Origin of the sequence: Tabrizicola sp. (genome assembly GCF_016793705.1) — a bacterium.
Taxonomy (GTDB): Bacteria; Pseudomonadota; Alphaproteobacteria; order Rhodobacterales; family Rhodobacteraceae; genus Tabrizicola.
The window spans coordinates 25,107-47,370 of record NZ_JAEULO010000023.1; the positions used below are offsets into that span (position 1 = coordinate 25,107).

A 22,264-nucleotide genomic window follows, 5' to 3' on the forward strand; every position below is an offset into this window, starting at 1 on the left:
TTTGCGGAAGGTGCAGATGGGTCATCACGGCGCTCCGATCGGTTCGACACGGGCTTCCCAGACGGTCGGGTCACGGCCTTCCAGGAGATCGGCGACGGCTTCGGCGGGGTTGCGGGTGAAGATCACCAGCGGGCTGCCGTTGACGCGATGGGTCTGGCCGGTTCGGCGGTCGATCAGCCGGACGGCGCAGGTGGCGCGAGGGCTCCGGGGCATGGGCACGTGCGCCAGCCCGGCCGTCGCAAAGACAGTGCGGGGGGATACGGCGGCAGTCATCGTCCTTCTCCTTCGCTGAAACGGGGCATCTGCCCGGCGTTCCTTAATAACGACAGGAGTGGTCGAGTATTGCAAAGGAAAATACTCGCCAAATATAGTCGTGATTATAGAATGATATTCTCTATCCCGCGACTATCCGTCGGGTGAGAATCATTTGGGAATTGGCGTAGGATCAGTGGCTTGCGCGTGTCATTCCGCGCCGATCACCTGTTCCGCCACTGTGCTGGAACGCAGCATGTCTGCCAAGGTCAGTGAGTCGATGATCAGGAGGTAGGACCAGAACACCTCGGCAAAGACCTTGCGGATGCGGCAGCTGGCTTCGTCCACGCAATCCTCGCAGCGCTGGTAGGCCCGGCGCGACAGGCAGGGCAGGGGAGCGATAGGACCGTCGATGGTGCGCAGAAGCTCGGAGATCGAGATGTCGGAGGGACGCTTGATCAGGCTGTAGCCCCCAGACCGGCCCCGGATCGAGGCGATCACCCCGGCATTGCGCACCTCCAGCAGAATATGCTCCAGGAACCGCTTGGGCGTACCAGAGCGCTTGGCGATCTCTTCGATCGTCAGCGGCTCGGGCTGGCCCTTCTCGGCCTCGTCGGCCAGAACCAGAAGCGCCTTCAGGGCGTATTTCATCTTCTGCGTGATCATGGGGAAAACGCTACGCCCCGGAATCTCGAGAATCAATGTCGCGATTCCCCGACCATGGGCTTTCTGGCCCGCGCGTCACAAGAAAACCCCAGTCGAAACCACAGAAAATCAAGGGAAAGCGGGCTTCTTCTTATACACGATAAAAAATATAGACTTTTGTTTCTTTCTCGGCATGCTGAAAGGGGACGACCGCTGCCAAGGGCCTGGACCATGACCGACCTCGACCTGATCGACCGCAAGATCGTTGCCGAGCTGATGCAGGACGCGACGCTGCCGATTGCCCAGATTGCTGACAAGGCGGGCCTGTCGCAGACCCCGGCCTGGAAGCGGATCCAGAAGCTGGAGGCGACCGGCGTGCTGACCCGGCGGGTGGCACTGGCCGATCCGGCGAAATTGGGGTTCGGGCTGACGGTCTTCGTGGGGATCGAGGCGCCGGATCATTCGCCGGACTGGCGCGAGGCCTTTTCGCGCGCCGTCGATGCCATCCCGGAGATCATGGAGGTCTACCGGATGGCAGGAGAGCTCGACTACCTGTTGCGGGTCGCGGTGCAGGACATGGCGGCCTTCGACACGCTTTACAAACGACTGACCGATGCGGTGCCGATCAAGAACGTGACCAGCCATTTCGCGATGGAGCGGATGAAGTTCACCACCGCCTACCCGGTCGACACGCGGAACCGATGAGGGAATGGCGTTCTCTTTCGGGCTTTGTCTTTGGAACCCGGAATCACGACAGAGTTGCTAGATTTAACCCGGAAGCAGATTCGCGAAGGACAGTGGAGATGACCAAGACCCTGATCGTTCCTGGCCTCGACGGCTCGCCCGCGCCGCACTGGCAGCATTGGTGGGCGCAGACCGACCCGCGCGCGCTGATGGTGGATCTGTCCGACCCGGCAAAACCGCTGCCTGCGCTGTGGGAAACCGAGCTGGCCTCGATGATCCTGCATCACCCGGATTGTGTGCTGGTCGGGCATTCGCTGGGCGCGGTGCTGGTCGCGCGCATCCTGACCAAATGGCCGCAGCTGAAGGTTCGGGCGGCGATGCTGGTGGCCCCGGCGGAAACTGCGGGCAGCGACCGGATCGGTCACTTCGGCCCGATCCCGGAACGCCCCCTGGGGGTGCCCGCGCTGGTCGTCGCCAGCCGCAACGACCCCTGGATGCGCTATACCCGCGCGGGCAGCCTGGCGCAGTCCTGGGGGGCAGAACTGGTGGACATGGGCTTTGCCGGGCATATCAACGTCGCTTCGGGCTTCGGGCCCTGGCTGGGCGGCAAATGGCTGAGGGACGAGCTTCTTGCGGAAAACGCGATGACGCTTGCGCCACGACAGGGGGTTCGCGCATGAGCCGCCTGTTCCGAAGCCCGAACGGTGGCCTCGCCAGCTATGTCGCGCTGGCCGTCTTTGCCGCGGCCTACCTGGGCGCGATGGTGCTGGTGCTGGCCCCCGACCTGCTTCTCGGAGGGCTGCCATGAACGACGGACGTTTCGACCAGCATTTCCTGGAGCTCTTCGCCAGGGGGGAGCCTCGTGAGGCGAAGGCAGGGGGCCCGGTTCTCGTGCTGTGCCTCGTGCTTCTTGCCCTGATCACGGCCGCGTTCCTGCTGGGCTGACGCAGCCTGCCCGTAGCCGCAGTCATCGCCTAGAGCCCTCCGATAGCAGAAGTGAGGCGGAAGCTGATCGCCTCGGCGATATGCGGCTTGCGGACGGAGGGGCTATCGTCGAGGTCGGCGATGGTGCGGGCCACCCGCAGCACGCGGTGGTAGCCCCGGGCGGAGAGGCCCATGCGTTCGGCGACACGCCCGACAAGTTCCCTGCCTTCGGCGTCGGGGGTGGCGTGCTCCTCCAGCGCGGCACCTTCGAGGTCGGCATTGACACGCAGGTCGGGGGCGTCGGTGAAGCGGGGGGTCTGGCGGTCGCGGGCTGCGGCGACGCGGGCGGCGATGGTGGCGGAGCTTTCGCCCGAGGACGGCAGGTCGAGGTCGGTGAAGGCGACGGGGGGCACTTCGACGCGGAGGTCGAAGCGGTCCATCAGCGGGCCGGAGATGCGGCCGAGGTAGTCCTCGCCGCAGACCGGCGCGCGGCCGCAGGCGCGATTGGGGTCCGAGAGATAGCCGCATTTGCAGGGGTTGGCGGCGGCGATCAGCAGGAAGCGGCAGGGATAGCGGATATGCGCATTGGCGCGGGCGACCATGACGGTGCCGGTCTCGATCGGCTGGCGCAGGGTGTCGAGCACGGTGCGGGGGAATTCGGGGAATTCGTCGAGGAAGAGGACGCCGTTGTGGGCAAGGCTGATCTCGCCCGGTTTCGCGCCCCGGCCCCCGCCGACGATGGCAGCCATGCTGGCGGTGTGGTGCGGCTCACGGAAGGGCCGGTCGCGCGAGATGCCGCCTTCGGTCAGGAGACCCGCGAGGGAGTGGATCATTGAGGTTTCCAGCGCCTCGGGTGCGGAGAGCGGAGGCAGGATGCCGGGAAGCCGGGCCGCGAGCATGGACTTGCCCGAGCCGGGCGTGCCGACCATGAACAGGTGATGTCTGCCTGCGGCGGCGATTTCCAACGCCCGCTTGGCGCGTTCCTGGCCCTTCACCTCGCGGAAGTCGCGAGGGCTGGTTTCGCGGACGACCTCGCCCGCCTCGGCGGGGGCAAGCGGCGTGCGGCCGGTGTAATGGTGCAGAACCTCGTCGAGCGAGGCGGCGGCGAGGACCTGTGTTGCGCCGACCCAGGCGGCCTCGGCCCCGCAGGCGCGGGGGCAGAGGAGCGCGCGATCCTCGACCGCGGCGGCCATGGCGGCGGGAAGCGCCCCGGCTACGGGGACGAGGCGGCCGTCGAGCGACAACTCGCCCAGGGCGACGGTGCCCTCGACATCCTCGCGCGGAATGATCTCCAAGGCGGCGAGGAGGGCGACGGCGATGGGCAGATCGAAGTGGGAGCCCTCCTTGGGCAGATCGGCGGGCGAGAGATTGACGGTGATCCGCTTGGCGGGAAGCGCGATGGACAGGGCTTGCAGCGCGGCGCGGACCCGTTCCTTGGCCTCGGTCACCGCCTTGTCGGGCAGGCCGACCAGGGTGAAGGACGGCGATCCGGGCGAGACGGCGCATTGCACCTCGACCAGGCGGGCCTCGACCCCCTCGAAGGCGACGGTATAGGCGCGGGCGGTCATTTCGGCGTTTCGCGGCTTGGAGCGGTTATTGAATCGAGCGCGTTCCGCGCAAGCCTTTTGTCTCGCCTCTGCGCGCGAAGGGCGCGCAGAGGCTCGGCCCTTGCCTCCGGCGGGGATATTTGCGGACAGAAAATGCGCCGCGTAGTTCTGGACTGGCCCATGCGCCCCACCCGATTCACCTTGGTTAACGGCTAGGGCGAAATGGTTTACGATTGGTAAAGCGCCATGAACTTCGGCCAGGCTTCGGCATCGGCCAGGGTCTTGTCGCGGCAGAAGGCGTTGCAGAAGCCGAAGCGGCGTCCGTAAAGCTGAAGCGCATGGGTGACGGGCTTGCCGGAATAGGGGCAGTCGGCGTTCACGGTGTCGGCGCAGTCCACCGTGCTTGCGGGCAGGGGGACGGGACCGGGCCAGTCGCGCCGGGGATAGTCACGACGGTAGAACTCCTGATCCGCGCCGTCGACAAGGCCCATCGCGCGCCAGCGGCGGAAACTGGGGTGGGAAAGCTGGGCGTTGACGTAGAGCATCGCCTGCGCGCCGACCGGCAGGTTGTAGGTGGCGATGCGGCTGGCGACGGGGGCGAAGAAGGCATCGGCGGCGCTGTAGGCCCCGCAGAGCCAGGGAGTGGTGGAGTGGGTCGTCTCGCGCGCCCAGGCCCAGAGGGTTTCGAGCCGGGCAAGGTCGGCCAGGACCTCGGGCGGGGGCCGGCAGTCGGTGTAGCTGACGCGCAGGTTCATCGGGCAATGCGTGCGCAGCGCGACGAAGCCCGCGTGCATCTCGGCGGCGAGGACCCGGGCGGTGGCGCGGGCGTGCGGATCGGCGGGCCAGAGCCCGGCCCCGGGGTGGCGGGTCGCCAGTTCCTCGGCGATGGCGATGGTCTCGGGGACGACCGAACCCTCGGGCGTGCGCATCGTGGGCGCGGTGCGGGCGGGGAAGTAGTCCTTCAGCACCGTCGCCAACTGGTCGGTGTAGAGCCGGGCGGAATGCGTCCGGACCGGGATGCCGAAAGCGTCGAAGAGAAGCCAGCCGCGCAACGACCAGCTGGAATAGCCGCGGTCGCCGATCACGAGATCATAGGTCATGCGTCTTGTCCTTTTTCCCGTACATTTGACCCGGCGCGGGCGGTGAGGGGAAACGAAGATTTGTGGGCAGTGCCATCACGGACGGTGATTGATCGAAAAGACCTTCGGCGGGGCGAGAGCGAGGCTGGTAACGGAAAGATTGTCGATGCGATGGGCGAAAGCGGCCTCGGGGGAAATCCCTTCGGCCCGTTGCAGCGCCGCGACGATGGGGCCGAAATGGGCGACGACGATGATGTCGGCAGCGAGCCCGTGCAGGCGGTCGAGCGCCGCCCAGCTGCGGGTGGTCAGTGCAGTCCAGCTTTCGCCGCCGGGGGGGGCGATGTCGCCGGGGCTTTCCCAGAAGGCGCGGATGTGGTCCGGGCTTTCGGCCTCGATCTCGGCGAAGGGGCGGGTTTCCCACTGGCCGAAGTGGATCTCGCGCAAGTCCGGGTCGTGCGGCAGGCGTGGGCGGGGTCCCAGCGCATCGGCGGTCGCCACGGCGCGGGCGAGGTCGGAGGAGACGACGGGCGCCTCGGGCGGCAGATGGGCGGACAGCCGGGCGAGGGCGGCGCTGTCGGAGAGGTCGGCGGGCAGGTCGGTCCAGCCGATCATCGTCCTGGCATGAGTCGGGCCGTGGCGGACGAGCCAGAAGCGGGTCATGGCAACCGGCCCTTCAGCACCATCGGCAGGCCCGCGATCACCGTCACCACCAGCCCGCCGACTGCGGCGAGGCGCTGGTTCAACCGCCCCTGTTCGTCGCGAAAGCGCCGGGCCAGCGCATTTTCGGGAACTATTCCCCAGCCAGTCTCGTTGCTGACGATGACGGTGGGGGCGGGACAGGCCGCCAGCGCGGCGAGAAGCCGGGCGGTCTCGACGCCAAGGTCATGGTCGGCGAGGAGGTGGTTCGTCAGCCAGAGCGTCGCGCAGTCGACGAGGACGGCCTCCTCCGGCCGGGCCTCGGCCAGGGCGGCGGCGAGGGCGAGCGGCGCCTCGACCGTGGTCCAGGCGGTGCCGCGGTCGCTGCGGTGTCTCGCAATGCGGTCGCGCATCTCGTCGTCATGAGGTTCGGCGGTGGCGATGTAGCGGCGGGGCCGGGCGGAAGCGGTGACGAGGCCTTCGGCGAAGGCGGACTTTCCAGACCGGGCGCCGCCGACGACGAGGGTAAGGGGCGGCAGTGATCCGGGCACGGGATTGCTCCGTAAAAGGATAGCGGGCAGGGCGAGAACGTCGCCACGACCCGGACAGGAGGTGGCCATGGCCCTGGACGGATATACCGACCGGAACGTCTCGCGCCAAGCGATGAAGGCAGAACTTCTGGATGCCGAGACCGAGGTGCAACTGGCGCGGGCCTGGCGCGATTTCCGCGACGAGAGGGCGCTGCACCGGCTGATCACCGCTTATATGCGGCTCGCGATCAGCATGGCGGCGCGCTTCCGCCGCTATGGCGCGCCGATGAACGACCTGATCCAGGAGGCGAGCCTGGGCCTGATGAAGGCGGCCGACAAGTTCGACCCTGATCGGGGCGTGCGGTTCTCGACCTACGCCGTCTGGTGGATCAAGGCGGGAGTCCAGGATTATGTGATGCGCAACTGGTCTATGGTGCGGACCGGATCGACCTCCAGCCAGAAGTCGCTTTTCTTCAACCTGCGCCGGGTGCAGGCCCGGCTGGAACGCGAAGGATGGGAGCGTGGCGAGCCTCTCGACCCGGTCGCCCTGCGTCGGCAGGTCGCAGAGGAGCTGGATGTTCCGCTGGCGGATGTGGAGATGATGGAAGGGCGGCTCTCGGGCTCGGACTTTTCGCTGAACGCGGTGCAGAGTGTGGAGGAGGGCCGCGAATGGATCGAGGCGCTGGAGGACGAGGGTGTGCAGGCCGCCGAGGCGGTCGAGGCCGCGCATGATGCCGAGCTGCTGCGTAACTGGCTGGCAGAGGCGCTTCTGGGTCTGAACCCGCGCGAACGCTATATCGTCGCCGAACGCAAGCTGAAGGGCGAGGGCCGGACGCTGGAGTCGCTTGGTGTGGAACTGGGCCTGTCGAAAGAGCGCATCCGCCAGCTGGAAGCTGCGGCCTTCGCCAAGATGCGCCGCAACCTGGAAGGCCAGTCCCAGGAGCTGCGGCATTTCCTGGCATGACCTCCGTGGGTTCGGGCGGTTCTAAAAGGAACGCTGACGCGCAATCCTTCAGGTCGCCCGCGCGCCTTCGCGCTTGGCTTCGAAATGCGCGCCGCGCGGGGATATTTGCCCGAGTATGAAAGCCGGTGCGGGGTGTTGAGTTTGCCCCCTGCGGCCCCTACACCTGAAGGCAGGCCTTGAAGGAGGACCTGCCGATGCTGGCGGACAAGCGCATTCTTCTGATCATCGGCGGCGGCATCGCGGCCTATAAGGCGCTGGACCTGATCCGGCGGCTGCGCGAGCGCGGGGCTTCGGTGCGCGCGGTGATGACGGCGGCGGCGCAGCAGTTCGTCACGCCGCTGTCGGTGGGGGCGCTGACGGCGGATCATGTCTTCACCGATCTGTTCGACCGGCAGGACGAGCAGGATGTCGGCCATATCCGGCTGTCGCGTGAGGCCGACCTGATCGTGGTGGCCCCGGCGACCGCCGACCTGATGGCGAAGCTGGCGCAGGGGCTGGCGGGCGATCTGGCCAGTGCGGTGCTCTTGGCGACCGACAAGCCGGTGCTGATGGCCCCGGCGATGAATCCCCGGATGTGGGCGCATCCGGCGACACGGCGCAACCAGGTGCAACTTCTGGCCGACGGGGTGCGGCTCATCGGACCGGGTCGCGGCGAGATGGCGGAAAGCGGCGAGGCGGGCGAGGGACGGATGGCCGAGCCGCTGGAGATCGTGGCGGCCATCGCGGCGGCGTTTGGGGGTGGACCTTTGGCGGGGCGGCATGTCCTGGTGACTTCGGGGCCGACGCATGAACCGATTGATCCTGTGCGCTATATCGCCAACCGCTCCTCTGGCGCGCAAGGCACGGCGTTGGCGGCGGCGCTGCGCGATCTGGGCGCGCGGGTGACGTTCGTGACCGGGCCGGCGGTGGTGCCGCCGCCGGTGAGGGTGGAGGTCGTCCGGGTGGAGACGGCGCGCGAGATGGCTTCGGCGGTGGAGGCGGCGCTCCCCGCCGATGCGGCGGTGATGGCGGCGGCGGTGGCCGATTGGCGGGTGACGAATGCAAGCGGCCAGAAGTTGAAGAAGGACGGCTCGGGCAAGCCGCCGGCGCTGGACTTCGCCGAGAACCCGGACATCCTGGCCATGGTCGCGAAGGGGTCGAAGCGGCCCCGGCTGGTGGTGGGCTTCGCGGCAGAGACCGCGGATGTGGTGGCCCATGCCACCGCCAAGCGGGCGCGCAAGGGTTGCGACTGGATCGTGGCGAACGATGTGTCCCCGGCGACGGGGATCATGGGAGGCGCGGAGAATGCGGTCACGCTGATTTCGGACCAAGGTGCCGAGACCTGGCCCCGGATGGGCAAGGACGCGGTCGCGCGGAAGCTGGCGGCGCGGATCGCCGAGGCTTTGGCGTGACGCGGGCGTCGGAGCCTCCGGCGGGGATATTTGGGCCAGTATGAAAGGGCAGGGAATGGGGCCGGTGGTGCAGGTGCTTTGGGAAGACTGGGCTGACCGGAGCCTGCCTTTGCCCAGCTACCAGACGGCGGGCGCGGCGGGGGCGGATCTCTGCGCGAATTTCCCCGAGGTCGAGCGGGCGGCGGGGCTGGTGCTGGCGCCGATGCAGCGGGCGATCTGTCCGACCGGGATCCGGGTGGCGATCCCTGAAGGCTATGAGATGCAGGTGCGGCCCCGGTCTGGGCTCGCCTCGAAGCACGGGATCACCCTGCCGAACACGCCGGGGACCATCGACAGCGATTATCGGGGGCCGCTGGGGGTGGCGCTGATCAACCTCGGGACCGAACCCTACACGGTGCGGCATGGCGACCGGGTGGCGCAGGCGGTGGTCGCGCCGGTGGTGCAGGCGGGCTTCGCGATGGTCGAGGCGCTGGACGAGACCGCGCGGGGCACCGGCGGGTTCGGCTCGACCGGGTTCGGGACCGGAAAACCGTGACCTCGGGCCTTTTCGTCCTTCTCAGCCAATTCGGGCTTCTGGGCCTGGCCGTCGTCGGCCTTATTGCCTGGGTCCGCGACTGGTCGCGCGCCAAGGCCTATGGTTGGCTGGCGGCGGTCTGGCTGGGAGGCCTGGTCTCGTCCTGGCTGCGCCATGATGCCGAGGCGGCGGCCGGGTATGTCAGGCTCTGGATTGCCGTGGGGCTGATCGGGCTTGTCGCGGCAGGCTATGGCGAGGGGGTTCGCTGGCTGCGGCGGCGGACACGCGCGACGCCAACGGTGGCAGCCGCGTCGGGCGGGTTCCGCGAGGCGGAGCTGGACCGCTATGCCCGCCACATCATCCTGCGCGAGATCGGCGGGCCGGGGCAGAAGCGGCTGAAGGCGGCGAAGGTGCTGGTCGTGGGCGCGGGGGGGCTGGGATCTCCGGTGCTTCTCTACCTCGCGGCGGCGGGGGTGGGGGTGATCGGCGTGATCGACGATGATGTCGTCGAAGGGTCGAACCTGCAGCGGCAGGTGATCCATACCGACGGGCGGATCGGGATGGCGAAGGTCTTCTCGGCGGAGGTCGCGATGCGGGCCTTGAACCCGTTCATCGAGGTGCGGCCCTATCATCGGCGGCTGACCGGGGAGTTCGCGGTGGATCTGGTCCGCGACTACGACCTCGTGCTGGACGGGACGGACGATTTCGACACCCGCTATCTGGTCAACCGGGCTTGCGTCGCGGCGGGGGTGCCGCTGATTTCCGGGGCGATCACGCAGTGGGAGGGGCAGGTGTCGCTGTTCGATCCCGCGAAGGGGGGGCCGTGCTATGCCTGCGTCTTCCCGGTGAAGCCTGCGCCCGGCCTGGTGCCGACCTGTGCGGAGGCGGGGGTGGCGGCGCCGCTGCCGGGGGTGATCGGGTCGATGATGGCGATGGAGGCGGTGAAGTGGGTCACCGGAGCGGGGGAAACCCTGGCGGGACGGCTGATGATCCACGATGCGCTGTATATGGAGGCGCGGGTGATCGGGGTCAGGAAGCGGGAGGATTGCGAGGTTTGCGGGGGGCGGCACTGAGGAGTGTCCACGGTGGACAAAGTTCGGAAGTGTTTTTAGATCAATGGCTTGGGTTTTTTTGTTTACCCGGGGTTAAGGGTTGTGGCGGTAGCTCCCAACCCCAAGGTGCCTGATGACCGTGCGTTCTGCGGGGTGGGACGGGTGTTGAATTGAGCGCTGACGCGCGAAGACTCCTTGTCTCGCCTCTGTGCGTGAAGGACGCACAGAGGCTCGGGATTGCCTCCGGCGGGGATATTTGGGGCCAGGTGAAAGGTATGGGGTTTTGGAGGGGTGTGGGCGATTGACGCTGGGCATTCGTGAAGAGGACACTGAAGCAGTAGCTGTGCGAGGTCGACCTTCTTGAAAGGTATCCCAAACTTCATCCGGTGGGTTGGGGGTCTGCTCTTTTTCGCCTGGATTGTTTGGCAAGTTACCTTTCCCTCCTTCGCCTGGAACCAGAAGCTTACTCTGGTGGTCCAGACGCCGTCCGGTGAGGTCACCGGGTCCTCGGTCAGTGCGGTGCGTGTGCGGATGGGGCCCAATCTGTTGATGGATTTCCCAAGCATCGGCGTTGAGTTTGTCGGTGAGGCCGCTTTTGTGGAGATTTCGCCCGGCCGATATCTCTTTGCGTTGGTCAGCAATGGTCAGGGTTGGGCGAGTGATACCTTCGCGCCGGTTTCGATTGAGCGGAGCTTCACAGGGCGGATGGGTAGGATCGAGCGGAGCCTGGCTGACCCTCCGAAGGATATCCCGCGCGACCGTTGGCCGATGCTGGTGACCTTTGACGACGTCTCGAAACCCGAGTCGGTAGTGGAGGTGGACCCGGAGGACCTTGCGGCGGTGTTTGGTGAGGGGGTGCGGTTGCAGGCGGTGACGCTGGAGATCACCGAGGAAGAGGTGACGGAGGGGCGAGTGGAGGGGGTGTCGGGGTGAATTCCGGATTATCCCGAAGCGCCCATTATTCCTAAAGTCGATCCGATGGACTGGAGCCTTCCGGCCGTGCTTCGGCAAGGCGACTTCGTTCGTCGGCAGTGACGGTAGAATGCGACGGTATGATGCGCTGTAGCGCACCCTACGTATCTTCGACGCGCGGGCGAGCGTCCATTGGTTCCCCATGTATGGATCCCCGCCTTCGCGGGGATGACAGGGGGGAAGGGAGTCGGGGTGAACCCCGACCTACCGGAGCCACGTCGGCGTCACGGGGTGACGGCGGGGATTTCCGGGGCGAGGAGGTCGGCCAGGTCGAGCAGGATGTGCTCGCAGCCGCGGTCGGCGAGGGCCTGGATGCCGATCGGGTGGCTGAGGGTGCGTCCCGTGGTGACGGTCAGCCCGGGAAGGCCCATGAACGGGGGTGCGATCTGGGGCATCTGCGCCTCAATGACCTTGGCAAAGGCGTCCGGACTGCTGGTGTCGTAGTGGTCGGGGAAGGGCAGGCGGGCGGAGACCGGGGTCAGGAGGACCGGCCAGTCGGCGAAGAAGCCACGCCAGAGCCGGGCGAGGCGGGCGCGGGATTGCAGCGCCTTCATGAAGCTTTCGAGCGTGGGTGGCGGGGCGAGTTTCATCAACTCGCGATGGACGAAGGAGGCGTCGGGATCGGCTTCGCGGGCGATGGCCTCGGCCCCGCCCAGGCCGAATTCGGAGAGCCAGAGAGTGAGTTGCAGCTCCATCGCCTCGCGGAAGGGAGGGAGGGCGGGGGTGCCGATCTCCCAGCCTTGGGATTCGAGGGTTTTCGCGGCGGCGGTGAGGGCGTCCCGGATTGCGGGGTCGGTGTTGAGGCTGTCGGGAGTGAGCGCGAGCGCGGCGCGTCTTGGGTAGGGGGTGGCAGTGGCCGCGGTCCACCAGGGGTCGCGCGGGTCGGGCTGGGAGAGGGCCTGAAGGCCGAGGCGCAGGTCGGCGGCGGAGCGGGCGAGCGGGCCGGAGACGGCCATCAACTGCCCGCCGATCAGGCGGTCGCCGGCCGTGGCGTTGAAGGCGGGGACGCGGCCGAGGCCGGGGCGCAGGCCATGGATGCCGCAGGCATAGGCGGGATAGCGGATCGAGCCCGCGATGTCGGTGCCGTGGGCGATGGGGCCGAGACCGGCGGCCACCGCCGAGGCGGCCCCGCCCGAGGAGCCGCCGGGAGTGAGGGCCGGGAAGGCGGGATTCTTCGTCGCGCCGTGCAGCGCGTTGCGGGTGAACCAGCGCAGGGAGAAGGCGGGCGTGTTGGTGCGCCCGACGATCACCGCCCCGGCGCGGCGGAGGTTGGCGACGGGCGGGCTGTCTTCCTGCGCGATGAGGTCGGCCTGGATGCGCAACCCATTGGTGGTGGCGAAGCCCGCCTGGTCGATGTTGACCTTGACGGTGACTGGGACACCGGCGAGGGGGCCGGGGTCCTCGCCTTTGGCGATCCGGGCGTCGACGGCGCGGGCCTCGCTCAGCGCATCTTCGTCGCGGCGCTGGACGATGGCGTTGAGGCCGGGGTTCAGCCTTTCGATCCGGGCGAGGGTGGCGCGGATCGCCTCCTCGGCGGAAAGCTGGCGGGAGCGGATGAGGGCGGCGAGCGCCGAGGCGGTGAAGGTTGCGGGGTCCATCGGGCGTCCTTTCCGGCGGGCAGGGTGGCCCGGATTGAGCGCATTGGGAAGGGGTGGGCGGATTGCAGGGCGCAGGACGGGCCGAAGAGGCTGACCGGCCTTCTCGCGGAAAACCGGAAGGCGGGCCGGATCAGGGAAACCGCAGCTCGCGACTTGCTTGCCGCCGGTCGCGTTCCCAGATCGTGCAACAGGCCTGCCTACAAGGGGAAGACGGCATTGCTGTGCAGGTTGCTCTGGTGGTGGGTCAAGCTGTGCCTCTGGATCTGGCTTTGCATCCTGGTTCTGGTGGTCCTGCTTCCGGTGCGGTGAGCAGGCCCGGGTCGTGGCGGCGGAGCGGTGGCCGGGGCGTCAGCCGATCCGGTAGCTGGATGCGGTGACGCCGCCGAAGAGATCGGTGTCGTGATAGACCATGGTCGCCGTTTCGCCTTCCGCCGCGCCAAGGGCAGCGAAGAGGGGGATGAAATGGTCTTCCTCCTTGTGGCAGGTGCGGGCGTAGGGGGCGTCTTCCCAGTGGATCAGGCGGTTCGTGCGGTCGTTTGGCGGGGCGGCCATGGTTTCGGCGAGCCAGGCGTCGAAAGCCTCGGACGGGACTTTCGCGCCGGGGCCGAAGAGGCGAAGGTTGTGGTAGCTGAGGCCGGAGCCGATGATCAGCACGCCCTCGTCGCGCAGGGGGGCGAGGGCGCGGCCGAGGGCGAAATGCTCGGCCGGGGAATAGCCTTTGCGGAGCGAGACCTGGAACAGCGGCACCGAGGCATCGGGATACATGACATAGGCCGGGACGAAGGTACCGTGATCGTAGCCCTGCGCCGGATCGAGCCGGACGGGAAGGCCGGCGGCCTTGATCAATTCGGCGGCCCGGGCAGCAAGGTCAGGGGCGCCGGGGGCCTTGTACTGGATCTGGAAGGTTTCGGGCGGGAAGCCGTGGTAGTCATAGACCATCGGCGGGTTCGGGCTGGACATGACGGCGAAGCTCGCGTCCTCCCAATGACCGGAGATCATCAGGATCGCCTTCGGGCGTTCGGGCAGGTCCTTGACCATCTGCACGAAGCTGGCTTCCAGATTGCGGAACATTGCGCGCCAGTCCGGCATCCAGGGCCAGGGGCCGCCGCCGTGGCTGATGAAATAGGTGGGCATTCGGGTCATCGGGGCCTCCATCGTTGCGGTGAAAGTGGGGGATGGCGCGGGGGGGCGCAACTCTGCATTCAGGGCCTGCTGTCGTGCAGGGGTGCACAGGGGCCGCCGGGTTGCAAGCGGCCCGGGCTCCCGGCATAGTCGGGCAAAACCAACGGGAGCCTGACCCATGAAACTGACTGCTGCCGCCCTTCTGGGCCTTGCCACGCTTGCCGCGCCCGCCCTGGCGCAGGACCTGCCCGACCTCGCGGGCAAGGAAGTCGTGGTCGTGACCGAAAACGCCTATCCGCCGCTGCAATTCCTGGACAAGTCCGGCGCGGCGGTGGGCTGGGAATACGACGCGATGGCGGAAATCGCCAAGCGGCTGAACATCACCGTGAAATACGAGAACACCAGCTGGGATGCGATGATCCCCGCCGTGTCGGAAGGCCAGTACGACATCGGCATGACCGGGATCACCATCAAGGACGAGCGCAAGGAGAAGGTCGATTTCTCCGACCCCTACATGCGGTCCGAGATGCTGATGATCGTGCGCGGGGATGAGGCGCGGTTCACCGATGCGGCGTCCTTCGCGGCGATCCCGGAGCTGCTGGTCTCGGCCCAGCCGGGGACTTCGCCCTTCTATGCGGCCGTGTATGAGATCCTCGACGGGAACGAGGAGAACCCGCGGATCATCAAGTTCGAGACCTTCGGGGCGGGGCTTGAGGCGCTGAAGGCGGGGGACGTGGACCTGACGTTGTCGGATTCCACGGCTGCGAACGGCTATGTCGCGGCCTCGAACGGCGGGTTGAAGATCATCGGCACGCCGCTGGCGTCCGAGGATTTCGGCTTCATCTTCCCGAAAGGGTCCGAGCTGGTGGCGCCGGTCAATGCGGCGATCGCCAGCATGAAGGCGGACGGCACGCTGGATGCGCTGAACCAGAAATGGTTCGTCGACTACAAGATGGGCGAGTGAAAGGCCGCCCCCGGGTCTGACCCGGGGGCACGCTGATGGCTCCGAACGCCGAACCCGAGAAGGACTTTCCCTGGTGGCTGGTGATCCTGGCGGTCACCGGCCTTTGGCTTTTGTACGAGATGCTGTCGGACGAGGTCTATGCCGGGGCCTTGCGGGTGCTGTCGAAGGGGCTGGCGGTCACGCTTCTGGTGGCGGTGGTGGCCTATCTGGGCGCCTGCGCCATCGGGCTGGGGCTGGCGGTGATGGGGATGTCGAAGCACATCCTCCTGCGGCAGGCGGCGCGGCTTTACATCGAGGTGATGCGGGGCGTGCCGATCATCGTGCTTCTCTTGTACGTCGCCTTCGTGCTGGTGCCCGGCGTGGTGGCCGGGGTGAATGCATTGGCGGGGGAGGATCTGTTGCGCACCCGCGACGTTCCCTTGCTCTGGCGGGCGGTGCTGGCGCTGATGCTGGCCTATTCCGCCTTCCTGGCCGAGATCTTCCGGGCCGGGCTGCAAGCGGTGGACAAGGGCCAGATCGAGGCGGCGATGGCCTTGGGGCTGAACGGATGGCAGAGATTTCGCCATGTTCGATTTCCGCAAGCATTTCGGCTGATCCTGCCGCCCTTGGGCAATGACTTTGTAGCAATGGTGAAAGACAGCTCGCTGGTGGCGGTGCTGGGCGTGACCGATGTGGCGCAACTGGCGAAGGTCACGGCGGCGGGGAACTTCCGTTACTTCGAGACCTATAACGTGGCGGCCTTCCTGTATCTGGTGATGACCATCGGCCTGTCGCTGCTGTTGCGCCGGTTCGAGGCGCGGATGCGGTCGCGCGGGCGGGACGCTTCTTGAATTGAGCGCTGGCGCGCGAAGACCTTTTGTCTCGTCGTCGGGCTTCGCCTCCTCCTCGGTCGCTTGGGGGTTTTCCACCCCCAAACCCCCGGAGGATATTTGGGCAAATGTGAAAGGGCATGGGTGGACCTTCGGAAAGAGCGCGCCTAGCTTTCCGGGCAAAGGAGATTTCCGATGAACGTGCTCTTGGACAAGTGGGATACGCCTTTCGGCCTGCCGCCCTTCGCGGTGATCCGGGACGAGGATTTCGGGCCGGCCTTCGATGAGGCGCTGGTGCGCGCCCGGGCGGCGATCCAGGCAATTGCCGATGGACCCGGCGCGTCCTTCGCCGATGTGATCGAGGCGCTGGAGCTGGCCGAAGGTGATCTCGACCGGGTGTCGGGGGTGTTCTACAACCTTGCCGGCGCCGACAGCACCGAGGCGCGTGAGGCGCTGATGCGGGAGCTGGCGCCGAAGATGTCGGCCTTTTCCAGCGAAGTGACCAACAACAAGGCGCTCTGGGCGAAGATCGAGGCGTTGTGGCAGGGGCGCGAAAGCCTGGGCCTGACCCCGGAACAGGCCCGCGTGCTGGAGCTTTACCGGCAGATGTTCGTTCGTTCCGGCGCAGCGCTGGAGGGAGCGGAGGCGGAGCGGCTGACGGCGGTCAAGGCGCGGCTGGCGGTGCTGGGAACGCAGTTCGGGCAGAACCTGCTGGCGGACGAGCGGTCTTGGGTCATGGAGCTTTCAGCCGCCGATCTGGCCGCCCTGCCGGGATTTGTGCAGGATGCGGCGAAGGCTGCCGGGGCCGAGAAGGGGCTGGGGCCGGTGGTGACGCTGAACCGCAGCCTGATCGTGCCTTTCCTGCAATTTTCGCCCAACCGGGCCTTGCGGGAAAAGGCCTATGAGGCCTGGGTGGCGCGCGGGGCCAATGGCGGGGCGACCGACAACCGGGCGATTGCGGCGGAAATCCTGGCACTGCGGGCGGAGCGGGCGCATCTCCTCGGTTACGCGGATTTCGCCGCCTTCAAGCTGGAACCCGAGATGGCGAAGACACCGCAGGCGGTGCGCGACCTGTTGATGCGGGTCTGGCAACCGGCGCGGGCCAAGGCGGCGGCGGACGGGGCGGTGCTGGAGGCCATGCTGAAGGCGGACGGGTTCACCGGCCCGCTGGAGCCCTGGGATTGGCGCTATTACAGCGAGAAGCGGCGCCGCGCCGAGCATGATCTGGATGAGGCGGCGCTGAAGCCCTATCTGAGCCTCGACGCCATGCTGGGGGCGATGTTCGACTGCGCGACGCGGCTGTTCCATCTGGAGTTCCGCGAGATCGACGGGCCCTTCTATCACCCCGACGTGCGGGGCTGGGAGGTGACGCGGAACGGCGCCCATGTTGCGGTCTTCCTGGGCGACTATTTCGCGCGCGGATCGAAGCGGTCCGGCGCCTGGTGTTCGGCGCTGCGGTCGCAGCGGAAGCTCGGCGGCGAGCAGCGGCCCATCGTCGTCAACGTCTGCAACTTCGCCAAGGGGGACCCGTGCCTCTTGTCCTACGACGATGCGCGGACGCTGTTCCACGAATTCGGCCATGCGCTGCACCAGATGCTGTCGGACGTGACCTATGGCTTCATCAGCGGCACATCGGTGGCGCGGGATTTCGTCGAACTGCCGAGCCAGTTGTATGAGCACTGGCTGGAAGTGCCCGAGGTGCTGGAGGCGCATGCCAGGCATTTCCAGACCGGCGAGCCGATGCCGGTCGACATGCTGAAGCGGCTGCTGGATGCGGGGACCTATGACCAGGGCTTCGCCACGGTGGAATTCGTGGCCTCGGCCATGGTCGATCTGGAGTTCCACACCGGCGCGCCCCCGGCCGACCCGATGCAGAAACAGGCCGAAGTGCTGGAATCCCTCGGGATGCCGCGCGCCATCCGGATGCGGCATGCCACGCCGCATTTCTCGCATGTCTTCAGCGGCGACGGCTATTCCAGCGGCTATTACAGCTATATGTGGTCGGAAGTGATGGACGCCGACGCTTTTGCCGCCTTCGAGGAGACGGGCGATCCGTTCGACCCGGCGACGGCCGCGAGACTGGAGCGGTTCATCCTGTCGGCGGGCGGGTCCGAGGATGCCGAGGCGTTGTATCTGAAGTTCCGCGGCCGGATGCCGGGGGTGGAACCGCTGCTGAAGGGGCGGGGTTTGCTGGAACCGGTGTGATCCTGCGGAGGCGTGAGTGGAGCTGTTCGAGACCTGGAATTCCGAGGAAGCGCTGTCGCACCTCATCTCGCTGGTGGTCGCCTATCTTCTGGCGCTGCCGATCGGCTGGAACCGCGAGCGCGAGGAACGCAGCGCGGGGTTGCGCACCTTTCCGCTGGTGTCGATGGCGGCCTGCGGCTTCGTGATGATCGCGATCGAGGTGCTGGGGGCCGGGTCGGAGCAGCATTCGCGCATTCTGGAAGGCCTGATCACCGGGATCGGTTTTGTCGGCGGCGGGGCGATCCTGAAGCAGGGCGACCGGGCCAGGGGCACGGCGACGGCGGCAAGCCTGTGGGCCACCGGGGCGATGGGGGCGGCGGTGGGCTATGGCCAGCTTGACATCGCGGTGATCCTCAGCCTTGCGACGGTGTTCACGCTGGTGGCGCTGACACCGTTGCGGAAGGTGGCGCAGGAGCACAGCCCTCTTGACGACGATGCGGCCTGACCCTTAGCGGCGCAGGCTGCCCGGCGGCTGGCCGAACCGGGCGCGGAAGGCGCGGGAGAGGGTCGAGGGGCTGGAAAACCCGGTGCGCAGAGCCACTTCGGCGAGCGGGTGGCGGGTGTCGGTGAGCATCCGCCGCGCGGCTTGCAGGCGCAGGTCAAGGGCATGGGCGGCGGGGGTGGTGCCAAGCGCCGCGCGGAACAGCGATTCCAGGCGGCGGGGGGAAAGGCCGACGGCCTCGGCGGTATGAGCCGCGGTTTCCGGTGCGTCGATCCGCGCCTCCATCCGGGCGAGCGCCTGGGCGACGCGGGGGTCGAGGGCAGGGTCGCGGACCTCGGCGATCTGCGGCTCGTGGCCGTTGCGGACGGTGGCGAGGAAACTGGAGGCGACCTGCCGGGCCAAAGCGGCCCCGTGGCGGGTGCGGATCAGGTGCAGCATGAAATCGGCGGCGGGGGCGGCACCGGAGATCGTCACGCGGTTGCGGTCGATCACGAAGCGGTCGGGGACGACGTCGATATGGGGATGGGCGGCGGCTAGGTCCTCCAGGTCCTCCCAATGCACCGTTGCCCGGTAGCCGTCCAGCAGCCCGGCCCGCGCCAGCACCCAGGGTGCCGCGTCGATGCCGCCCACAAGGTTGAATCGCGGCGCGATGCGGCGCAGGTCGTGGATCAGCGGGCGGGTGGCAACATCGGCCAGTCGGTACCCCGCCGCGACGATCAGCGCTTCGGCGCCGACGGCATGGGAGAGCGGGCCGGAGGAGGGCAGCTCGATCCCGCAGGTCAGCGGCACCGGGGCGCCGTCCGGCGAGACGACGCGCCAGCGGTAGGCCTCGTGCCCCAGGTGCCGATTGGCGTTGCGCAGCGGGTCGAGGGCGGAGGCGACTTCCAGGATCGAGGCTTGCGGCAGGACCAGCAGGGCGATGGTCAGCGGCTGGGCAGAGGGCTGGAAGATGGCGTTTTCCGTCATGCGAATTGCGTAATCTGCAAAGCGTGCGCTGGCAAGCGGGCTATGGTGGGGCAGCACACCGGGGGAGGCCAACATGCCGCTGAACATGAACAAGGAAGTCTTCATCACCTGCGCCGTCACCGGCTCGGGCGGGACGCAGGACCGCTCGCCGCACGTGCCGCGCTCCCCGAAGCAGATCGCCGAAAGCGCCATCGCGGCGGCCAAGGCGGGGGCAGCGGTGGTGCATTGCCATGTGCGGGACCCCGAGACGGGCAAGCCCAGCCGCAAGCTGGAATACTACCGCGAAGTGACCGACCGCATCCGCGACAGCGATACCGACGTGGTGCTGAACCTGACCGCCGGGATGGGCGGCGACATGATGTTCGACGGCACCGAACAGATGGACCGGATGGCCGCCCATTCCGATATGTGCGGGGCGGAGGAGCGGGTGGCGCATATTGTCGAGTGCCGCCCGGAGATCTGCACGCTCGACTGCGGCACGATGAACTTCAACGAGGCCGATTATGTGATGGTCAACACCCCCGGCATGCTGCGCGACATGGGCCGCCGGATGGCGGCGGCGGGGGTGCGGATCGAGATCGAGGCCTTCGACACCGGCCACCTGTGGCTGGCGAAGGAGCTGGTGAAGGAAGGCGTGATCCCGGAGCCGGTGCTGGTGCAGCTGTGCATGGGCGTGCCGTGGGGGGCGCCGGACGACCTGAACACTTTCATGGCGATGGTGAACAACGTGCCGCAGGGCTGGCATTTCAGTGCCTTCGGCCTTGGCCGGAACGAGATGGCCTATGTCGCGGCGGCAACGCTCGCGGGTGGCAACGTGCGGGTGGGGCTGGAGGACAACCTCTGGCTCGACAAGGGCGTGCTGGCCACCAACGCGCAGCTGGTGGAGCGCGCCACGACCATCATCGAGAACATGGGCGCCCGGGTGATCACCCCGGCGGAGGTGCGTGCGCGGCTGAAGCTGGAGAAGCGGGCGCCGGTGGCGAAGTGAAGGCAGTTCTGTCGCCTCGGCGCCTTGGGTTCTTTGCAAGCGGTGCCTTCTGGGGTCTTTGGCTTATCGCAGCATGTGTGCCCACCGCGAATTGGGTAACTCCTGATGGAGTGCCGCTTGGTCCAGTCGAATGCCGTGACGTGGTCCCCTCTGACGTTTCTGGCAGTGGAACGGCGTGTCGCGCTCGCAAACTTCGGAACACGCCCGCCGATCTTGCGAAGTGCGAACGGGAGGGCGGGGGCGCTGGCCCTTTTGACATGCTGGATGACGGCTTGACTTGCCAGTACGACTACACTGCCCGCGACGCTGGCAAGATGTGTTCGAAAGCATCTGATTGTGACGTCGCTTGTGATGGAAACACAAAGACATGCAGAGCGTCTTCACCTTGGGGCGAAGTTCTCGATGAGAACGGCAAGCTCATCGAAATGATTCAATAGAGCACGGTTTGGGATTGGCAGAAATGACCAGAAAAGCAGCAATCATCGGCGGCGGGGTTATCGGCGGCGGCTGGGCCGCGCGGTTCCTGCTGAACGGCTGGGACGTGGGCGTCTTCGATCCCGACCCGCAGGCGGAGCGCAAGATCGCCGAGGTGATGGCCAATGCCCGCGCCGCCCTGCCCGCGCTTTCCGACGTGCCGATGCCGAAGGAAGGCAAGCTCACCTTCCACGGCACCATCGGCGAGGCGGTCGAGGGTGCGGAATATGTGCAGGAAAGCGTGTCCGAGAGGATCGAGCTGAAGCACAAGGTCTATGCCCAGCTGCAACAGGCCAATCCGGGCGTGCTGATCGGCTCCTCGACCTCCGGCTTCAAGGCCAGCGACCTGCAGAAGGGCAGCCCCGCGCCGGAGAACATCATCGTCGCGCATCCGTTCAACCCGGTTTACCTGCTGCCCCTCTCCGAGGTCTCGGGGTCCGAGAAGAACACGCCCGAGACGGTGGAAAAGACCGTGCAGATCATGAAGGACATCGGGATGTTCCCGCTGGTGATCCGGCATGAGATCGACGCCTTCATCGGCAACCGCTTCCTCGAAGCCGTCTGGCGCGAGGCGCTCTGGATGCTCAAGGACGGCATCGCCACCACCGAAGAAATCGACGAGGCGATCCGCATGGGCTTTGGCCTGCGCTGGGGGCAGATGGGCCTCTTCGAGACCTACCGCATTGCGGGCGGCGAGGCCGGGATGCGGCATTTCATGGCCCAGTTCGGCCCGGCGCTGAAATGGCCCTGGACCAAGCTGATGGACGTGCCGGAATTCAACGACGAACTGGTCGATCTGGTGGCCAACCAGTCCGACGCGCAGTCCGGCGTGTATGGCATCCGCGAGCTGGAACGTATCCGCGACCGTAACCTGGTGGGTTTCCTGCGCAGCCTGAAGGAGCGTGACTGGGGCGCGGGCAAGGTGCTGAAGGAACATGACGAACGCCGCGCGGCGGCCTTCCATGCCGAGGTGGCCAAGGGCCTCGACACCGGGGCGAAGGCTTCGCCGCTGGTGATGTGGCAGGGCCAGGTGCTGCCGGGCTGGATCGACTACAACGGTCACATGACGGAAAGCCGCTACTACTTCTGCAACTCGGAAACCGTGGACAACTTCCTGCGCATGATCGGCGCGGGGATGGACTACGTGGCGGCGGGGCATTCCTACTACTCCGCCGAGACGCATATCCGCCATCTGGGCGAGGCCAAGCTGGGCGACCAGATCCGGGGCGAACTCCAGATTCTGTCAGCGGACGAGAAGCGCTTCCGCAGCTTCGTGCGGATCATGAAGGGCGACGATTGCGTGGCGACGGTCGAACAGCTGTGCCTGCACGTCGACATGAAGGCAGGCAAGACCGTCGCCGCCGCGCCCGAGGTCTGGGGCAAGCTGCAGGCCATTGCCAAGGCCCATGCCGGGCTGCCCGTGCCGGAAGGTGCGGGCCGCGCCGTCGGCCAGAAGAAGGAATAGGG

At 67.2% G+C, this 22,264-nt stretch carries 24 protein-coding genes; 15 read left to right on the plus strand and 9 right to left on the minus strand.

Annotation, left to right across the window (positions count from 1 at the left end; all coding sequences use genetic code 11):
- Positions 1-24 precede the first annotated feature (24 nt).
- A complete protein-coding gene (locus JNJ68_RS04660; RefSeq protein WP_294979610.1) occupies positions 25-213 on the minus strand; it encodes a hypothetical protein in 189 nt (62 codons plus the stop codon).
- Positions 214-462: 249 nt separating this feature from the next.
- Positions 463-918, minus strand: a complete 456-nt coding sequence (locus JNJ68_RS04665; RefSeq protein ID WP_294979613.1) for an Rrf2 family transcriptional regulator — start codon at positions 916-918, stop codon at positions 463-465.
- A 210-nt stretch (positions 919-1,128) separates the two neighbouring features.
- On the opposite strand from JNJ68_RS04665, the gene JNJ68_RS04670 reads away from it, so the two are divergent.
- From JNJ68_RS04670 to JNJ68_RS04685, 4 genes are all read left to right on the plus strand, one after another.
- Positions 1,129-1,602, plus strand: coding sequence for an Lrp/AsnC family transcriptional regulator (locus JNJ68_RS04670; protein WP_294979615.1), 474 nt, complete (start codon positions 1,129-1,131; stop codon positions 1,600-1,602).
- Between the two features lie 98 nt (positions 1,603-1,700).
- The gene (locus JNJ68_RS04675; protein ID WP_294979618.1) at positions 1,701-2,261 is read left to right on the plus strand and encodes an alpha/beta hydrolase; all 561 of its coding nucleotides are present in this window, start codon (positions 1,701-1,703) and stop codon (positions 2,259-2,261) included.
- On the plus strand, positions 2,258-2,389 hold the full coding sequence (locus tag JNJ68_RS04680; RefSeq protein WP_294979619.1) for a hypothetical protein: 132 nt from the start codon (positions 2,258-2,260) through the stop codon (positions 2,387-2,389). Before JNJ68_RS04675 ends, JNJ68_RS04680 begins: the two co-directional genes overlap by 4 nt.
- The gene (locus tag JNJ68_RS04685; protein WP_294979622.1) at positions 2,386-2,526 is read left to right on the plus strand and encodes a hypothetical protein; all 141 of its coding nucleotides are present in this window, start codon (positions 2,386-2,388) and stop codon (positions 2,524-2,526) included. Before JNJ68_RS04680 ends, JNJ68_RS04685 begins: the two co-directional genes overlap by 4 nt.
- Positions 2,527-2,555: 29 nt before the next feature.
- Here JNJ68_RS04685 and JNJ68_RS04690 read toward each other — a convergent pair whose 3' ends face one another.
- From JNJ68_RS04690 to cobU, 4 genes are all read right to left on the minus strand, one after another.
- Complete coding sequence (locus tag JNJ68_RS04690; RefSeq protein ID WP_294979625.1) at positions 2,556-4,073, minus strand: YifB family Mg chelatase-like AAA ATPase; 1,518 nt, start codon at positions 4,071-4,073, stop codon at positions 2,556-2,558.
- A gap of 206 nt (positions 4,074-4,279) precedes the next feature.
- Entirely contained in the window at positions 4,280-5,152 is an 873-nt protein-coding gene (locus tag JNJ68_RS04695) for a glutathione S-transferase (RefSeq protein WP_294979627.1), read from the minus strand.
- Positions 5,153-5,227: 75 nt separating this feature from the next.
- Complete coding sequence (locus tag JNJ68_RS04700) at positions 5,228-5,791, minus strand: histidine phosphatase family protein (protein WP_294979629.1); 564 nt, start codon at positions 5,789-5,791, stop codon at positions 5,228-5,230.
- A complete protein-coding gene (gene cobU, locus JNJ68_RS04705) occupies positions 5,788-6,318 on the minus strand; it encodes a bifunctional adenosylcobinamide kinase/adenosylcobinamide-phosphate guanylyltransferase (RefSeq protein ID WP_294979631.1) in 531 nt (176 codons plus the stop codon). The genes JNJ68_RS04700 and cobU overlap by 4 nt, the downstream gene beginning before the upstream one ends.
- Before the next feature lie 67 nt (positions 6,319-6,385).
- On the opposite strand from cobU, the gene JNJ68_RS04710 reads away from it, so the two are divergent.
- From JNJ68_RS04710 to JNJ68_RS04730, 5 genes are all read left to right on the plus strand, one after another.
- A complete protein-coding gene (locus JNJ68_RS04710; protein ID WP_294979633.1) occupies positions 6,386-7,261 on the plus strand; it encodes an RNA polymerase factor sigma-32 in 876 nt (291 codons plus the stop codon).
- Positions 7,262-7,455: 194 nt separating this feature from the next.
- Positions 7,456-8,652 (plus strand): bifunctional phosphopantothenoylcysteine decarboxylase/phosphopantothenate--cysteine ligase CoaBC, encoded by a 1,197-nt coding sequence (gene coaBC, locus JNJ68_RS04715; protein WP_294979756.1) that lies wholly within the window; start codon positions 7,456-7,458, stop codon positions 8,650-8,652.
- Positions 8,653-8,707: 55 nt separating this feature from the next.
- Entirely contained in the window at positions 8,708-9,187 is a 480-nt protein-coding gene (dut, locus tag JNJ68_RS04720) for a dUTP diphosphatase (RefSeq protein WP_294979758.1), read from the plus strand.
- Positions 9,184-10,239: a molybdopterin-synthase adenylyltransferase MoeB gene (gene moeB, locus JNJ68_RS04725; protein WP_294979635.1), complete on the plus strand. Its 1,056-nt coding sequence runs from the start codon at positions 9,184-9,186 to the stop codon at positions 10,237-10,239. Before dut ends, moeB begins: the two co-directional genes overlap by 4 nt.
- A 684-nt stretch (positions 10,240-10,923) precedes the next feature.
- Positions 10,924-11,151 (plus strand): hypothetical protein, encoded by a 228-nt coding sequence (locus JNJ68_RS04730; protein WP_294979638.1) that lies wholly within the window; start codon positions 10,924-10,926, stop codon positions 11,149-11,151.
- A gap of 263 nt (positions 11,152-11,414) precedes the next feature.
- On the opposite strand, the gene JNJ68_RS04735 is transcribed toward JNJ68_RS04730, so the two are convergent.
- Positions 11,415-12,788 carry an amidase family protein gene (locus JNJ68_RS04735; protein ID WP_294979641.1) on the minus strand — a complete coding sequence of 458 codons (1,374 nt, stop codon included), beginning with the start codon at positions 12,786-12,788 and terminating at the stop codon, positions 11,415-11,417.
- A 348-nt stretch (positions 12,789-13,136) separates the two neighbouring features.
- Positions 13,137-13,931, minus strand: a complete 795-nt coding sequence (locus JNJ68_RS04740) for a class III extradiol ring-cleavage dioxygenase (RefSeq protein WP_294979644.1) — start codon at positions 13,929-13,931, stop codon at positions 13,137-13,139.
- Between the two features lie 157 nt (positions 13,932-14,088).
- On the opposite strand from JNJ68_RS04740, the gene JNJ68_RS04745 reads away from it, so the two are divergent.
- The 4 genes from JNJ68_RS04745 to JNJ68_RS04760 all read left to right on the plus strand — a co-directional run bounded on the left by JNJ68_RS04745 (position 14,089) and on the right by JNJ68_RS04760 (position 18,372).
- Entirely contained in the window at positions 14,089-14,874 is a 786-nt protein-coding gene (locus tag JNJ68_RS04745; RefSeq protein WP_294979646.1) for a transporter substrate-binding domain-containing protein, read from the plus strand.
- A 35-nt stretch (positions 14,875-14,909) separates the two neighbouring features.
- The gene (locus JNJ68_RS04750) at positions 14,910-15,704 is read left to right on the plus strand and encodes an amino acid ABC transporter permease (protein ID WP_294979650.1); all 795 of its coding nucleotides are present in this window, start codon (positions 14,910-14,912) and stop codon (positions 15,702-15,704) included.
- A 174-nt stretch (positions 15,705-15,878) separates the two neighbouring features.
- Entirely contained in the window at positions 15,879-17,888 is a 2,010-nt protein-coding gene (locus tag JNJ68_RS04755) for a M3 family metallopeptidase (RefSeq protein WP_294979653.1), read from the plus strand.
- A gap of 16 nt (positions 17,889-17,904) precedes the next feature.
- Complete coding sequence (locus tag JNJ68_RS04760; protein ID WP_294979656.1) at positions 17,905-18,372, plus strand: MgtC/SapB family protein; 468 nt, start codon at positions 17,905-17,907, stop codon at positions 18,370-18,372.
- A gap of 3 nt (positions 18,373-18,375) precedes the next feature.
- Here the strand turns inward: JNJ68_RS04760 and JNJ68_RS04765 are convergent, their stop codons facing one another.
- The gene (locus JNJ68_RS04765; RefSeq protein WP_294979659.1) at positions 18,376-19,335 is read right to left on the minus strand and encodes a GlxA family transcriptional regulator; all 960 of its coding nucleotides are present in this window, start codon (positions 19,333-19,335) and stop codon (positions 18,376-18,378) included.
- 73 nt (positions 19,336-19,408) lie between these two features.
- On the opposite strand from JNJ68_RS04765, the gene JNJ68_RS04770 reads away from it, so the two are divergent.
- Positions 19,409-20,323 (plus strand): 3-keto-5-aminohexanoate cleavage protein, encoded by a 915-nt coding sequence (locus JNJ68_RS04770; protein WP_294979661.1) that lies wholly within the window; start codon positions 19,409-19,411, stop codon positions 20,321-20,323.
- A 460-nt stretch (positions 20,324-20,783) separates the two neighbouring features.
- Positions 20,784-22,262 carry a carnitine 3-dehydrogenase gene (locus JNJ68_RS04775; RefSeq protein ID WP_294979664.1) on the plus strand — a complete coding sequence of 493 codons (1,479 nt, stop codon included), beginning with the start codon at positions 20,784-20,786 and terminating at the stop codon, positions 22,260-22,262.
- The last annotated feature ends 2 nt before the right edge of the window (positions 22,263-22,264 follow it).

Excerpts from the sequence above, each read along its gene's own strand:
- JNJ68_RS04660 (WP_294979610.1), bottom strand. The coding sequence starts at position 213 with ATGCCCCGGAGCCCTCGCGCCACCTGCGCCGTCCGGCTGATCGACCGC.
- JNJ68_RS04665 (WP_294979613.1), bottom strand. The coding sequence starts at position 918 with ATGATCACGCAGAAGATGAAATACGCCCTGAAGGCGCTTCTGGTTCTG.
- JNJ68_RS04670 (WP_294979615.1), top strand. The coding sequence starts at position 1,129 with ATGACCGACCTCGACCTGATCGACCGCAAGATCGTTGCCGAGCTGATG.
- JNJ68_RS04675 (WP_294979618.1), top strand. The coding sequence starts at position 1,701 with ATGACCAAGACCCTGATCGTTCCTGGCCTCGACGGCTCGCCCGCGCCG.
- JNJ68_RS04680 (WP_294979619.1), top strand. The coding sequence starts at position 2,258 with ATGAGCCGCCTGTTCCGAAGCCCGAACGGTGGCCTCGCCAGCTATGTC.
- JNJ68_RS04685 (WP_294979622.1), top strand. The coding sequence starts at position 2,386 with ATGAACGACGGACGTTTCGACCAGCATTTCCTGGAGCTCTTCGCCAGG.
- JNJ68_RS04690 (WP_294979625.1), bottom strand. The coding sequence starts at position 4,073 with ATGACCGCCCGCGCCTATACCGTCGCCTTCGAGGGGGTCGAGGCCCGC.
- JNJ68_RS04695 (WP_294979627.1), bottom strand. The coding sequence starts at position 5,152 with ATGACCTATGATCTCGTGATCGGCGACCGCGGCTATTCCAGCTGGTCG.
- JNJ68_RS04700 (WP_294979629.1), bottom strand. The coding sequence starts at position 5,791 with ATGACCCGCTTCTGGCTCGTCCGCCACGGCCCGACTCATGCCAGGACG.
- JNJ68_RS04710 (WP_294979633.1), top strand. The coding sequence starts at position 6,386 with ATGGCCCTGGACGGATATACCGACCGGAACGTCTCGCGCCAAGCGATG.
- coaBC (WP_294979756.1), top strand. The coding sequence starts at position 7,456 with ATGCTGGCGGACAAGCGCATTCTTCTGATCATCGGCGGCGGCATCGCG.
- dut (WP_294979758.1), top strand. The coding sequence starts at position 8,708 with ATGGGGCCGGTGGTGCAGGTGCTTTGGGAAGACTGGGCTGACCGGAGC.
- JNJ68_RS04730 (WP_294979638.1), top strand. The coding sequence starts at position 10,924 with ATGGGTAGGATCGAGCGGAGCCTGGCTGACCCTCCGAAGGATATCCCG.
- JNJ68_RS04735 (WP_294979641.1), bottom strand. The coding sequence starts at position 12,788 with ATGGACCCCGCAACCTTCACCGCCTCGGCGCTCGCCGCCCTCATCCGC.
- JNJ68_RS04740 (WP_294979644.1), bottom strand. The coding sequence starts at position 13,931 with ATGACCCGAATGCCCACCTATTTCATCAGCCACGGCGGCGGCCCCTGG.
- JNJ68_RS04745 (WP_294979646.1), top strand. The coding sequence starts at position 14,089 with ATGAAACTGACTGCTGCCGCCCTTCTGGGCCTTGCCACGCTTGCCGCG.
- JNJ68_RS04750 (WP_294979650.1), top strand. The coding sequence starts at position 14,910 with ATGGCTCCGAACGCCGAACCCGAGAAGGACTTTCCCTGGTGGCTGGTG.
- JNJ68_RS04755 (WP_294979653.1), top strand. The coding sequence starts at position 15,879 with ATGAACGTGCTCTTGGACAAGTGGGATACGCCTTTCGGCCTGCCGCCC.
- JNJ68_RS04765 (WP_294979659.1), bottom strand. The coding sequence starts at position 19,335 with ATGACGGAAAACGCCATCTTCCAGCCCTCTGCCCAGCCGCTGACCATC.
- JNJ68_RS04770 (WP_294979661.1), top strand. The coding sequence starts at position 19,409 with ATGCCGCTGAACATGAACAAGGAAGTCTTCATCACCTGCGCCGTCACC.
- JNJ68_RS04775 (WP_294979664.1), top strand. The coding sequence starts at position 20,784 with ATGACCAGAAAAGCAGCAATCATCGGCGGCGGGGTTATCGGCGGCGGC.